This is a genomic window from Kitasatospora sp. NPDC001664 (genome assembly GCF_053596675.1).
The window spans coordinates 162,237-175,213 of the sequence record NZ_JBSFGS010000012.1 but is presented as its reverse complement, the minus strand read 5'-3'; the positions used below and the strand labels follow the sequence as shown (position 1 = coordinate 175,213).

The following is a 12,977-nucleotide window of genomic DNA, read 5'->3' as shown; positions in this document are numbered from 1 at the left end:
GTCCAGTCCCGCCTGCGGAGGCCCCGAACCATGCGGATCGCGTACCTGCACGACGGCAGCATCCCCACCGACCGCGCCGCCGGTGTGCGGGCGGTGCGGATGTGCGACGCCCTGGTGGACGCCGGGCACCAGGTGATCCTGTACGCCCGGCCCGGGTCGGTACCGGACGAGGACCTCTACGCCTACTACGGGACCCGCAACCGCTTCGAGGTCCGCACCGTCGCCCAGCCCGCCGTGCCGCTGGTCGGTCCCTGGCTGCGGGCCCGGCGGGTCCGCGCGGAGCTCCGCCGCCGGGCCGTGCCGGACCTGCTGTACGGCGACGACCGCGCGGCCCTGCTGGTCTGCGCCGACCTCGCGCCGATGGTCCGCGAGGTCGACCGCCTCCCGGCCGGGCGGCTGGACCGGGCGCTGGAGCACCGGCTGCTGCGCCGCCGCCGGCTGCGCCGGGTGGTGACCGGTTCGCACGCGCTGGCCGAGGAGCTGCAGCACTCCCTCCCGGGGTCGCCCCGCACGGACCGGCTGACCGCCCTGCCGGCCGCCGATCCCGTCCCGGCCGACGGCCCGGTGGCCCAACTGCCGGGCCGGGAGGGCGCTGTGCGCATCGGCTGGATCGGCCGTCCGTCCACCGGGCGGGGCACCGGGCTGCTCCTCGCCCTGGCGGAGCGCTTACCGGAGGCGGACTTCCACCTGGTCGGCGGGACGGAGGCCGAGGTCCGGCACTGGCGCGACCGCTGCCGCTCCGTCAACGTGCACTTCCACGGCCACCGGCCGCCCTCCCGGATCACCCGCTACCTGCGCGCCTTCGACCTGGTGCTGGCACCCCACCAGCAGCACGCCGACGGCGCCGGCCGCCGCACCGTCCCCACCTGCCTCCCCGAGTACCTCGCCCACGGCCGCGCCGTGGTCGCCTCCGACCACCCCGTCCTGCGCGAGCTGCTCACCGACGAGGTCAACTCCCTCCTCTGCCCGGCCGATTCGGTCGAGGACTGGGTCAAGGCCGTCCGCCGCCTGACCGAGGACCAGGAGCTCCGCGAACGCCTCGCCACCGGCGCCCTGCGCCGGCACCTCACCCACCACACCTGGCACGCCCGCACCGCCCGCGTCCTCGCCGGCCTCCCCACCGACCACCGCCCCTGGCGCTAGAACCCGTCCGACGGGCGCCGGCCGATCAGCCCGCGACGCCCTTCAGGTAGGTGGCCAGGCGGGTGATCGCGGCGGGGTTGCGGGGGCTCTCGACCAGGTCGACGTAGGAGAGCACGAAGACGCGGTCGTTCTTGACGGCGGAGACCTGGGCCAGCGGCGGGTAGGACTTCAGGAACTGCCGCTTCGCCTCGGCGCTGGTGTCGCCGTAGTCGTTGATGACGATGACCTCCGGGTCGCGGGCGACCACGGCCTCCCAGCCGACGGTGGTCCAGGAGTCGTCCAGGTCGCCGAAGACGTTCCGGCCGCCGGCCTTGGTGATGATCTGCTCGGGCGCGGCGAACCGGCCGGAGGTGAACGGCTTGTCCTGGCCGCTGTCGTAGAGGAAGACCGAGGGGCGCTTCGCGGGGGCGGCGGCCTCGGCCTTCGCCACCTCGGCCTTGAACCCGTCGATCAGCTGCTGCGCCTTCGCCTCCACCTCGAAGATCCGGCCGAGGTTGGTGAGGTCGGCGTAGAGGGCGTCCAGCGGCGGCATCACGCCGCGCGCCTTCTCCTTGCCGTTGCGGCAGGACTCGGTGAGCGTGTACGAGCCGACGCCCAGCTTGCCCAGGCCCTCGGGGGTGAGGCCGGTGCTCTCGTTCCAGCCGTAGTTCCACCCGGCGAAGACCAGGTCCGCCTTGGCGTCGAGCACCAGCTCCTTGGTGATCTCCTTCTTGGAGAGCCACGGGGTGCGCTCGTACTCCTTGCCCCAGGCGACGGCCGACAGGTCGCCCTTCTCGTCCGGCATCACGTACCCGGCCATCCGGTCGGCCAGGCCCAGGGCGAGCATCAGCTCGGTGATGCCGATGTCGTTGGTGACCACCCGGCCGGGCTTCTGCTGGTACGTCACCTGCCGCCCGCAGTTGTCGACGGTGACGGGATAGTGCGCCGACGCGGCGGCGTCCGCCGGGGGGGCGACCTCGGCGCCGCAGGCGGCCAGGCCGGTGCAGAGGCTCAGGGCGGCGGCGGCCGCCAGGGTACGGCGGGCGGTGGTGAACAGCACGTGATGGTCCCTCAGGAGTGGTGGGCGGGAGAGTCGGTGGTGAGACGGTCGAAGAGCAGTTGCACGGCCCCGGTGACCGGGTGCCGGACGGGGTGGGCGCGCACCCCGAAGACCTCGGCCAGCAGCTCGGCCGAGAGCACCTCGGCCGGCGGGCCGGACGTGACGATGCGGCCGCCGGCGATGACGTACAGCAGGTCGCAGTGGGCGGCGGCCAGGTTGAGGTCGTGCAGGGCGGTGAGGACGGTGAGGCCGCTGTCGCGGACCAGGGCCAGCACCTCCAACTGGTGCGCGATGTCCAGGTGGTTGGTCGGTTCGTCCAGCACCAGCACGTGCGGACGCTGGACCAGCGCGCGGGCGATCAGCACCCGCTGCTTCTCGCCTCCCGAGAGGTGGAGGAAGCCCCGCCCGGCCAGGTGGTCGGCCCCGACCCGGGCCAGCGCGGCGGTGGTGTCGGCGGCCTCCTCGGGGCCTGGGCCGGTGAAGCCGCGGCGGTGCGGCAGGCGGCCCATGCCGACCACCTCCGCCACCGTGAAGTCGAACTCGGCCACCGTCTCCTGCGGCAGCGCCCCCACCCTGCGGGCCCCCTCACGGGCCGTCAGCCCGTGCAGGTCGTCGCCGTCCAGCCGGACCGCGCCGCTGCTCGGGCGCAGCGCCCGGTAGACGGTCCGCAGCAGGGTCGACTTCCCGCTGCCGTTCGGCCCCACCAGCCCGATCACCTGTCCGCTCTCGGCCTCCAGGCTGGCCTCGTGCACCAGCCGCGCCCCGGCGATCTCCACCGAGACCGCGTCGATCTCGACCTTCATCCTCGGCCTCCCGCAGTGCGGCGAGCGGCCCGCGGATCCCGCGTCCGGGCCGCCGTCATGGTGTGCGTACGCTCTCCGGCCCCCGTCGGCGTGCGCTCCCGAGCCCCCGTCGGCCTGCGCTCCCCGGCCCCCATCAGCGCCCGCCGAAGCTGTAGGTGCGCCGCCGCATCAGCAGCAGGAAGCAGGGCACGCCCAGCACCGCCGTGATCACGCCGACCGGCAGCTCCGCCGGGGCGAGCAGCAGGCGCGAGACGATGTCCACCCACACCAGGAGCACCGCGCCCAGCAGCGGAGCGACCGTCAGCACGCGTCGGTGGCCGGCCCCGACCAGCATCCGGGCCAGGTGCGGCACCATCAGGCCGACGAACCCGATCGCCCCGCTCACCGCGACCACGGTGCCGGTGACGGCGGCGGTCACCAGGAAGAGGGCCCGCCGCAGGCGGGCGGCGTCGACGCCCAGGGCGGCGGCCGTCTCGTCGCCCATGGCCAGCGCGTCCAGGCTCCCGGCGGCGGCCAGCAGGTAGACCAGCCCGGCCAGGACGGTGGCGGCCGCGATCGGGACGGAGGCCCAGGTGGCGCCGCCGAGGCTGCCGAGCAGCCACATCATCGCCGTCCGGGCGGCCTCGCCGCGCTCCGCGGAGAAGACCATCAGCGAGGTGACGGCGGAGAAGCCGTAGGCGAGGGCAGTTCCGGTGAGCACCAGCCGCAGCGGGGTGAGGCCGTGGGCGGTGCGGGCCACCGCGTAGACCAGGACCATCGCGGCCAGCGCCGAGCTGAAGGCGGAGAGCGAGAGCGCCCAGACGCCCAGCGAGGCGAACGCGCCGAGCAGCAGGACGGCGTTGGCGCCGACGGCGGCGCCGGAGGAGATGCCGAGGACGAAGGGGTCGGCCAGGGCGTTGCGCACCATGGCCTGGACGGCCACGCCGACGGCGGACAGCCCGGCGCCGACCACGGCGGCGAGCACCGCCCGGGGCAGCCGGATCTCCCAGACGATGGTGTAGCCGGCCACCTGGTCGGCGTGGATCCGCCCGCCGGTGAGCCCGGCCTGCAGGAAGTGGGCGACCTGACCGAGGCTCAGCCCCGAGGAGCCGAGCGCGACCCCGCAGACCAGGGAGGCCAGCAGCGCCGCGCCGAGGCCGAGGGCCAGTGGCGCGGTGCGCAGCGGTCGCCGGGCCGCGGCCGGTCGGGGCGGGCCCGGCCGGCCGGGCGGGCTGGTGGCGCTGCCGGGAGGTCCGGTGGCGGTGGTCGCGCTGCTCAACGGCTGGGCCTTCGGTCGGGCCCCGGGCGTACGGGGGCGCGACCGGCCGGGCCCGGGCGGCGGCGGACGGCGGGCGTCCGCGCGCTCCGGCGGGCGCGCCGTTCGGCATCCCCTCGCAGTCCGCGGCGAGTTCTCGGGAGGACCGCGCCGCCGGGGGCGATCGGGCTCACGGACCGTCAGGGGCCGTTCCACCGTTGCGGGTCAGCGCCGGGTTCTCACCGGACTTCTCCCTCGGGACGCCCTGGCAGCATAGCAAGGCTCACCTCACCTGTAAGGGGCCCATCCCTGTGTCACCCGGCACACCCGGGGGCGGACCGGACGGCGGACCCGGGGGCCAGCCCCCGCCCGAGCTCGGGTGCTGACCGGGTACCGGGCCCGTCCCGCCCGACCGTAGCCTCCTCGTCATGACCACCGGATCGCACAACTCCCTTCCCCCGCAGCACCATTCCCGCACCCGCGCCCGCGCCCGCCGGGCCCTCGCGGCCGCCGCCGCGGTCCTGCTCGCGGTCGGCCTCGCCGCCCCGGCGGCCGCAGCCGCCACCCCGGCCCCCGTCCCGGGCTCGCCGACCTCGCCGACAGAGCGCACCGCCGGCCGGGGCGAGCTGCTGGCCGTCACCCCGCTCGCCCGCCTGACCCCCGCCCAGGTCGCCGCCTACGCGCGGGACTTCGGGGTGGACACCGCCACCGTCCGCCACGGCGTCGCCGCCTACCGGCTCACCTACCGCACCGTCACCCCGCAGGGCGCTCCCACCACCGCCACCGGCCTGTTCGCGCTGCCCGAGGGTGGCCCGCACCGGCTGGCCGTGGTCTCCGACACCCACGGCACCATGGTGAACCGCGACGACGCGCCCTCCACCGCCGGGGACTTCGGCAAGCTCACCCCGTACCTGCACGCCTCGGCGGGCCGGGCCGTGGCGGCGCCCGACTACCTCGGGCTCGGCCTCGGCCCGGGCCTCCACCCCTACATGGACACCCGCTCCGCCGTCTCCGCCTCGCTCGACCTGCTGCGCGCCTCCCGCGAGGCGGGCCGCCGCCTCGGCCGGCCGCTCACCGGGGACGTGTACGCGACCGGCTTCTCGCAGGGCGGCCAGGTGGCGATGGCGCTGGGCCGCGAGCTCTCCCGGGGCGCCGACCGCCACCTGCGGCTGCGCGGGCTGGCCCCGGTGGCCGGGCCGCACGACGTCCGGGGCGCGGAGCTCCCCGCGATCCTGGACGGCCGGGTGGACGAGCGCTCCGCCGTCTTCTACCTCTCCTACTACCTGACGGCGGCCAACCGCCTGCACCCGGTCTACCGGGATCCGGCCGAGGCCTTCCGGGCACCGTACGCCGGGGTGGTGGAGGGGCTGTTCGACACCCGGCACACCGAGGAGCAGGTGGTGACCGCCCTCCCGGGCACGGTCCGCGAGCTGCTCACCGACTCCTTCCTGCGCCAGCTGGACCGGCCCGGCCCCGGGCTGTCGGCCGCGCTGGAGGCCACCGACGGCGGCTGCGACTGGCGGCCCGCGGCACCGGTGCGGCTCTACGCCTCCACCGGGGACCGCGACGTACCGATCGCCAACTCCCGTTCCTGTGCCGCCGCGCTGGCCGCCCACGGGGTGCGGGCCCCCATCCTCGACCAGGGGCAGGACGCGGGCCACTTCGCGACCCTGCGGGCGGCCGCGCCGCAGATCGTCCGGTGGTTCGACGGACTCGACCGGTAGCGTTCCGGGCGGACCGGACCGCGGAGCGAAGGAGTGGACGTGGCAACGGAACTGACGGGACGGGTGGCCCTGGTGGCGGGAGCCACCCGGGGCGCCGGGCGGGGCATCGCGGTGCAGCTGGGAGCGGCGGGGGCCACCGTCTACTGCACCGGCCGCTCCACCCGGGGCCGCCGCTCGGAGTACGACCGGCCGGAGACGGTGGAGGAGACCGCCGAGCTGGTGGACGCGGCCGGCGGGCGCGGCGTCCCGGTGGTGACGGACCACCTGGTGCCCGAACAGGTCGAGGCGCTGGTGCGGCGGATCGACGCCGAGCAGGGGCGGCTGGACGTGCTGGTGAACGACATCTGGGGCGCCGAGCACCTCTTCGAGTGGGACACCCCGGTCTGGGAGCACGACCTGACGAACGGTCTGCGCCTGCTGCGCCTGGCGGTGGAGACGCACGCCGTGACCAGCCACCACGCGCTGCCGCTGCTGCTGCGCCACCCCGGCGGACTGGTGGTGGAGATGACCGACGGCACGGCCGAGTACAACCGGGAGAACTACCGGATCAACCTCTTCTACGACCTCGCCAAGACCTCGGTGCTGCGGATGGCCTTCGCCCTCGGCCACGAGCTCGGGCCGCGCGGCGCCACGGCGGTGGCGCTCACCCCGGGCTGGATGCGCTCCGAGATCATGCTGGAGACCTTCGGCGTCACCGAGGCCACCTGGCGCGAGGCCCTGGAGAAGGTCCCGCACTTCGCCATCTCGGAGACCCCGTCCTACGTCGGCCGCGCGGTGGCCGCCCTGGCCGCCGACCCGCAGCGGGAGCGGTGGAACGGGCAGTCGCTCTCCAGCGGGCAGCTCGCCCGCGAGTACGGCTTCACCGACCTGGACGGCAGCCGCCCGGACGCCTGGCGCTACATGGTCGAGGTCCAGGACCCGGGCCGTCCCGCCGACACCACCGGCTACCGCTGAGCAGGCCGCTGAGCGGACCGCTCCGTTCGACGCGGGGTGCGTGACCTGCGGAATCCGGCTCTCCGTCAAGCAGCGGGCTTCCGGTCGTCCGTGGACGAATTCAAGCCCGGGGCAGGCTCCGGCGACCCGCCCCGCGTCGGGTCACGACATAGTCATGGACAGGTCAACACACCACCAACCGGAGGACCCCATGACCAGGACCCGCACCCTCGTCTCCGCCCTCGGCGCCGGCGCGCTCTCGCTCGCCGCGCTGCTGCTCCCGGCCGCCGGAGCACAGGCCACCACCCTCGCGGCGGACTCCTGCACCCAGAACTGGAGCATCAGCTCGGGCGAGGGCTACGCCAACGGCAAGTGGTGCAACTACAACACCAAGGTGACCGGCACCGTGCACGACACCAAGGCCGACGGCCGCTGTCCGTTCGTCCGCGGCGTCCTCTCCAACGGCGGCGTCGTGGACGGTGACTGGGCCACCGGCAAGGGCACCTCGCGCGGCTTCACCCTCGACGCGCCCTCGGGCTACTTCACCTCGGTGCAGATGAAGTACATCACCTGCTGACGAGCCGGCCCACCCCTCGCGACGGCGGGCGCCACCCTGTCCCGGGGCGGCGCCCGCCGTCCTTCCGGCCCGGCGCCCGGGGCTCGGCTACCGTGGGTCCATGACCGACGACCGCACCCGGCTGACCGCCCTCGTCCACGGACTCGTCCAGGGCGTCGGCTTCCGATGGTCCGTCAGGGAGCGGGCGGAGGCGATCGGCGGGCTGACCGGCTACGCCCGCAACCTCGCCGACGGGGGCGTGGAGGTGCTGGCCGACGGCGGCCGCGCGGAGTGCGCGCGCCTGCTGGAGTGGCTGCGCGGGGGTGACACGCCGGGCCGGGTGGAGTCGGTGGCCGAGCGCTGGAGCTCCCCGACCACCGACCACCCGGGCTTCACGATCCGCTGAGCACCTTCGGGTCGGTCCGGTCCGCCCGCTCGGCCCGCTTGCGCCATCCGTGCCACACGCCCAGCGCCACCACGAAGGCCGCCACCGCGAGCGAGAGCGAGACCACCTCGCGGTTCTCCTCGTCCGTGAACATGTAGCCGATCACGAAGACGATCATGGCGATGGCCGCCCAGGTCAGGTACGGGAAGAGCCACATCTTCACCGTCAGCCCCTCCGGCCGCTCGCGCAGCAGGATGCCGCGCATCCGCAGCTGGGTGCAGCAGATCACCAGCCAGACGAAGAGCGCGATCGCCCCGGAGGAGTTCAGCAGGAAGCTGAACACGGTGTCCTTGAAGGCGTAGTTGAAGTACACCGCGACGAAGCCGAAGACCACCGAGCCGAGGATCGCCGCCACCGGCACGCCGCGGCGGTTGGCCCGGGCGAAGGCGGCGGGCGCGTCGCCGCGCTCACCGAGCGAGAAGGCCATCCGGGAGGCCGTGTAGAGGCCGGAGTTGAGGCAGGACAGCACGGAGGTGAGGATCACCACCTCCATGATGGTGCCCGCCTGCGGGATGCCGATCGAGTCCAGCGCGGCCACGTAGGAGCCCTTGGCGGTGATCGCCGGGTCGTTCCACGGCAGCAGGGTGAGCACCACCAGGATCGAGCCCAGGTAGAAGACGGCGATCCGCCAGATCACCGAGTTGGTGGCCCGGGTGACGGCCCGTCGGGGGTCGGCCGACTCGCCGGCCGCCAGCGTGACGATCTCGCTGCCCATGAAGGAGAAGACCACCATCAGCACACCGGTGAGCACCGCCCCGGCCCCGTGCGGGAAGAAGCCGCCGGTGTCGGTCAGGTGGGCGAGGCCCGCGCCCGGGTTGTCCGAGCCCGGCAGCAGCCCGAAGACCGCGAGCAGGCCGATCACCACGAAGACGCCGATCGCCACCACCTTGATGCCGGCGAACCAGAACTCGAACTCGCCGTACGAGGCGACCGAACCCAGGTTGGTGACGGTCAGCACCGCCATCACGATCAGCGCCCAGGCCCACTGCGGCACGGCCGGGACCCAGCCCTCCAGGATCACCGCCCCGGCCGTGGCCTCCACGGCGAGCACCACGACCCAGAAGAACCAGTACAGCCACCCGATCGAGAACCCGGCCCAGCGGCCCAGCGCCCGGTCCGCGTACGCCGAGAACGACCCCGGGTCCGGACTGGCCGCCGCCATCTCGCCGAGCATCCGCATGACCAGCACCACCAGCACGCCGACCAGCAGGTACGACAGCAGGATGGCCGGTCCGGCCTTGGCGATCCCGGCACTCGACCCGACGAACAGGCCGGCGCCGATCACCCCGCCGATCGCGATCATCGACAGGTGACGGTTCTTCAGACCGGCGTGCAGGCCGTCCTGCGGCTGTCCTGGCTCCGCCGGCGGGCGACCGGTGGTGGGGTCACCCTGCTGCGGACGGGTTCTGGTGGAGTCCATGGGCATGTCCTTGCGGTTCGGGCCGCCGGGGTCCGCCCGGGGTCCCCGAGCGCGCCGACGGCGGGGGCCACGGTCACGTGGCATCGGCCACATGCTGCCCCGCCGCAGCCCCCCGCAGTGGGATTCCCCGGTCTCTCCGTCAGGTCCCCACCCTCTGACCACGCAGTTCTGAGCCCCCTCTGAGCATCGGCCCCCTCCGGCCCCGTCCGGCGCCCTGACCAGGCCCGCTACAGGTCCGCGATCCAGGAGTGCCCCGGGTGCATGCGGTCCAGCAGCCCGGCCAGGCCCCGCCGCTGCGCCGGGCTCATGTGCGGCACGGTCGCCTCGAAGTCCCACTGGTCCTTGGGGCGCAGGTGCTTGGCCTTGAACAGCAGAACCAGTTCGGGCACCAGGTACGGGATGCCGTCCCCGGTGCGGCGGACGATCTCCTCGTACGGGAACCGGATCCCCTCGTCGCGCCGGCAGATCCAGGTGTCGCCGTCGTGCGGCTCGCGGAACACGTCCACCAGGTAGTCCCCGCTGACCGGATCGCGCACCCACGTCTGGTGCACGGCGGCCAGCACCTCCGGCGCAGCGTCCTCCCAGATCCGGCCGCTGCCCGCCGCATCGAACACGTACCCGGGAAGACGATCGCGGACCTCACCGAAGGCCGCCGCCGGGATCCCGATCTCGATGTCCCCGTGCACCCGCGTCGGCCCACCCCGGAACAGCTCCAACGCCCACCCCGCAGCCACGTACCAGGGCGCACCGACCCCGCCCAACCGCCGCGCGACCTCCCCCGGCGTCCAGCAGGACGACCACCTGGCGTCGAGCGCCTCGATCTCCTCGGCCGACAACTCGATCCCGCCGCTCGGCAGTTGCTCACCCACCACACGAACCTACCAGCGCCCGCACCGATCCCGACCGGCAGTCCACCGCCACCCCTCGAGCTGCGGCAGCGACCGTCACATCCGTTCGCGCGGGACGAAGGCGCGTCAGTCCCCAGCGACTCCTGGGAGCAGAAGACCGTGGCCCGGTACTCCCCGTTGGCCGAGCAGGGTGCCGAGTGCGGAGGCGGGGTCCGGGGCGGTGAGCACCGCGCGGACCTCCGTATCGCTGATCCTGATGGTCGGCAGCCAGCCGTGCTCGGACGGAAGGAGATCCGCCAGCGTGTCCCGGAAAGCACGCTGACGGTGGCGACCTCCGACGCCCGGGAACAGCGGCGGCTTGGCCTTGGCGAACCCGCCGCCGGGCTCACGCCCGGTCAGCGCCCGCGATCGGGCCAGCCACTGTCCGGCGTCGAAGCCCAGCCTCACGCTCGACGGGTAGAGCTCCAAGGCCACGGCACGCGCACCGGTGAAGTGCTGTCTCTCGTCGATCTCCAGGATCTGCTGCCGGCCGCCCTCGTAGGTCAGCACCACGTCCAGGCGCCGCCACTCCCGGCTGGGAGCCAGCTCCGGCAGAACCAGCCCCGTCAGTGCGCCGTAGACGGTCGAGACCGTCTCCCACATCCCGGCACATTCGACGCGGCCGGGCCGGTTCAGCCATGCGGGGCAGTTCTCGGGTGCGATCCGCGCCACCACCACGGCAGGCAGCAGGCCGGTCACGGCGTCCTGCAGTTCCCTCACACCGAGCTCCCCACACGGTCAACTGGGTCGCAGCGAAGGGCGAGCGTTCTCACTGAGCCCTGTGCGCGAGTCACGAGAAGTCGTCCTCCGCACGTGCCCAGACCACCTGCTCGTTGCTCAGTGGCGGGGTGAATCCGTCCGGGAACATCAGCATGCGGTCGTCCGGCCACATGTTCTCGAGCCCGTGCTCCGCGCAGACCAGGGCGACGAGATGTGACGGTCCGCCCTGGCAGGCGTCACCTCGGTAGGGACCGTCGTGCGACTGGCAGACGTATCCGAAGGACGTGCAGTCGTCCTCATCGGTCGGCTCGTAGAACCCGGGGTCGCGGACCACGCTCGTCACCGGTTCCTGCAGGTTGTCCCTGGGGATGGGACGCGGGTCGCACCACAGCAGTCGAGGAGGGAGCACGGGCTCATCATCCCGCCTCGCGACCCTCCCTGGCCACAGTCGCCCGCAGCCTCCTGACGAACGGCCTTCACCCGGTGCCGGGCCCGCACCAGGAGTACTGTCGGGCGTGCGCCACCGCTGACGGACCGTCAGGGACCCTCCGCGGTGGGGCGTACGTGACCTAGGGGAGGCATGGTCTTGGCCGGACCGGACCCGAGGGGGCCGCCGGAGGCGGAGCGCGTGAGGGCGGGCCTTCCTGCCGGCGCGCCGAGGAGGAGCGGCTGCGGAGGCATCCGCAGGGGAGCCGCGTGGGCACCTGGTGCATCCCCCGTCACCGGGCTGCCACCGCACCCCAGTCCCTCTTCCTCGGAAGGCCAGAGATGGAAACTGCCGGATGGGTGACCACCATCGTGGCGGGGATCGCCGGGAGCATCACGGTGCTCGGCTATCTCTTCGACCAGGTCCCGCCCCTGTCGCAGAAGCTCGTGAAAGCGATCCGCTCGGTGCGCGCTCTGCGTGATGAACTGAGGCGTACGACGAACGGATGACCGAAGGCCGCGCCGGTCCCCGACCGGCGCGGCCCTCACGGTCGTGCCCGACGCTCCGTCAGGACCCGTCGTCCCCCGCCAGACCCGCCGGGTCGGTGTTCGCCCCGCAGAGCACGATGCAGACCCGCTCCCCCTCCGCCGCCCGGTACGCGCCGTGCCGCACCGCCGCCAGCGCCGTGGCCGCCGCGTGCTCCACCACCAGCCGGTGCTCCTCCCAGAGCGCCCGCCGGGCCTCGACGATCGCCGCGTCCGGCACCAGCACCGACTCCACCCCGCCGACCCCACCCGCGAGGGCCACCGCGAGCGCGGTCGTCGAGACCCGCCGGGCACCCAGCGAGTCCGCCGCCACCGAGTCCACGTCCACGTCCACCACCCGCCCGGCACCGATCGCCGCGTTCAACGCCCGGCAGTTCTCCGGCTCGACCGCCACCGTCCGGATCCCGTGCTCGGCCGCCGCCGTGGCCACCCCCGCGAACAGGCCGCCGCCGCCCACCGCGACCACCACCGTGTCCACGCCCGGTAGTCCGGCCCGGATCTCGTCCAGCAGCGTCCCGGCCCCGGCCGCGATCAGCGGGTGGTCGTAGGCGTGCGAGGCCAGCGCCCCGCTCTCCCCCGCGTACTCCTGGCAGGCCGCCAGCGCCTGCGCGTACTCCCGCCCGACCAGCCGGACGTCCGCCCCGTAGGCCCGCAGCCGCGCGACCTTCACCTCCGGTGCGTTCTCCGGCAGGAAGACGGTGGCGGGGACGCCCTGCTGTCCGGCCGCCCAGGCACAGGCCAGCCCGGCGTTGCCGCCGGAGGCGATGGTGACCCCGGCCTCGGGCAGGGTCCCGGCCTCCCGGTGCGCCCGCAGGAAGTTCTGCGCGCCCCGGGCCTTGAAGCTCCCGGTGTGCTGGAGCTGCTCCAGCGCGAACCACACCCCCTCCCGGCCGCCCGGCACCACCCCCACCGGCCGTACCGCTCCGGCGATCCGTTCGCCGGCCGCCTTGACGTCCTGGTAGTCGAAACCGGGTCGGGTCACGTCGCTGCTCCTCGTCCGCAGGGGTCCTGTGACCCGTACCGTACGCCGCGACCCCACCCCCCTGACCAGTGGGTTTAGGACAGGGACGAAAGGAGGGGTCCGCAAGGCCCCCAGCGCGC

General features: G+C 74.1%; 14 protein-coding genes. 6 read left to right on the top strand and 8 right to left on the bottom strand.

Annotated elements, in window-relative coordinates; all coding sequences use genetic code 11:
- The first annotated feature begins 30 nt into the window (after positions 1-30).
- Positions 31-1,143 carry a glycosyltransferase family 4 protein gene (locus tag ACWCYY_RS19015; protein WP_449796708.1) on the top strand — a complete coding sequence of 371 codons (1,113 nt, stop codon included), beginning with the start codon at positions 31-33 and terminating at the stop codon, positions 1,141-1,143.
- A gap of 25 nt (positions 1,144-1,168) precedes the next feature.
- Here ACWCYY_RS19015 and ACWCYY_RS19010 read toward each other — a convergent pair whose 3' ends face one another.
- The 3 genes from ACWCYY_RS19010 to ACWCYY_RS19000 form a co-directional block, all read right to left on the bottom strand.
- Positions 1,169-2,182 carry an ABC transporter substrate-binding protein gene (locus tag ACWCYY_RS19010; RefSeq protein WP_449796707.1) on the bottom strand — a complete coding sequence of 338 codons (1,014 nt, stop codon included), beginning with the start codon at positions 2,180-2,182 and terminating at the stop codon, positions 1,169-1,171.
- A gap of 11 nt (positions 2,183-2,193) precedes the next feature.
- On the bottom strand, positions 2,194-2,985 hold the full coding sequence (locus ACWCYY_RS19005; protein WP_449796706.1) for an ABC transporter ATP-binding protein: 792 nt from the start codon (positions 2,983-2,985) through the stop codon (positions 2,194-2,196).
- A gap of 133 nt (positions 2,986-3,118) precedes the next feature.
- Complete coding sequence (locus ACWCYY_RS19000) at positions 3,119-4,147, bottom strand: FecCD family ABC transporter permease (RefSeq protein ID WP_345288335.1); 1,029 nt, start codon at positions 4,145-4,147, stop codon at positions 3,119-3,121.
- Positions 4,148-4,647: 500 nt separating this feature from the next.
- Between ACWCYY_RS19000 and ACWCYY_RS18995 the strand changes: the two genes are divergently transcribed.
- From ACWCYY_RS18995 to ACWCYY_RS18980, 4 genes are all read left to right on the top strand, one after another.
- Positions 4,648-5,943: an alpha/beta hydrolase gene (locus tag ACWCYY_RS18995; RefSeq protein ID WP_449796705.1), complete on the top strand. Its 1,296-nt coding sequence runs from the start codon at positions 4,648-4,650 to the stop codon at positions 5,941-5,943.
- A 39-nt stretch (positions 5,944-5,982) separates the two neighbouring features.
- The gene (locus ACWCYY_RS18990) at positions 5,983-6,897 is read left to right on the top strand and encodes an SDR family oxidoreductase (RefSeq protein WP_449796704.1); all 915 of its coding nucleotides are present in this window, start codon (positions 5,983-5,985) and stop codon (positions 6,895-6,897) included.
- A gap of 190 nt (positions 6,898-7,087) precedes the next feature.
- Entirely contained in the window at positions 7,088-7,453 is a 366-nt protein-coding gene (locus ACWCYY_RS18985) for a hypothetical protein (RefSeq protein WP_449796703.1), read from the top strand.
- A 100-nt stretch (positions 7,454-7,553) separates the two neighbouring features.
- Positions 7,554-7,838, top strand: a complete 285-nt coding sequence (locus tag ACWCYY_RS18980) for an acylphosphatase (protein ID WP_449796702.1) — start codon at positions 7,554-7,556, stop codon at positions 7,836-7,838.
- On the opposite strand, the gene ACWCYY_RS18975 is transcribed toward ACWCYY_RS18980, so the two are convergent.
- The 4 genes from ACWCYY_RS18975 to ACWCYY_RS18960 all read right to left on the bottom strand — a co-directional run bounded on the left by ACWCYY_RS18975 (position 7,825) and on the right by ACWCYY_RS18960 (position 11,247).
- Complete coding sequence (locus ACWCYY_RS18975; protein WP_449796701.1) at positions 7,825-9,297, bottom strand: amino acid permease; 1,473 nt, start codon at positions 9,295-9,297, stop codon at positions 7,825-7,827. The two genes, ACWCYY_RS18980 and ACWCYY_RS18975, sit on opposite strands and share 14 nt — an antisense overlap.
- A gap of 227 nt (positions 9,298-9,524) precedes the next feature.
- Complete coding sequence (locus ACWCYY_RS18970; protein WP_449796700.1) at positions 9,525-10,166, bottom strand: hypothetical protein; 642 nt, start codon at positions 10,164-10,166, stop codon at positions 9,525-9,527.
- Between the two features lie 105 nt (positions 10,167-10,271).
- Positions 10,272-10,904 carry a hypothetical protein gene (locus tag ACWCYY_RS18965; protein ID WP_345288061.1) on the bottom strand — a complete coding sequence of 211 codons (633 nt, stop codon included), beginning with the start codon at positions 10,902-10,904 and terminating at the stop codon, positions 10,272-10,274.
- 70 nt (positions 10,905-10,974) lie between these two features.
- Positions 10,975-11,247 (bottom strand): hypothetical protein, encoded by a 273-nt coding sequence (locus tag ACWCYY_RS18960; protein WP_345288060.1) that lies wholly within the window; start codon positions 11,245-11,247, stop codon positions 10,975-10,977.
- Positions 11,248-11,690: 443 nt separating this feature from the next.
- On the opposite strand from ACWCYY_RS18960, the gene ACWCYY_RS18955 reads away from it, so the two are divergent.
- Entirely contained in the window at positions 11,691-11,840 is a 150-nt protein-coding gene (locus ACWCYY_RS18955; RefSeq protein ID WP_345288058.1) for a hypothetical protein, read from the top strand.
- Positions 11,841-11,898: 58 nt separating this feature from the next.
- Here the strand turns inward: ACWCYY_RS18955 and ACWCYY_RS18950 are convergent, their stop codons facing one another.
- Entirely contained in the window at positions 11,899-12,858 is a 960-nt protein-coding gene (locus ACWCYY_RS18950; RefSeq protein ID WP_449796699.1) for a serine/threonine dehydratase, read from the bottom strand.
- Between the last annotated feature and the right edge of the window lie 119 nt (positions 12,859-12,977).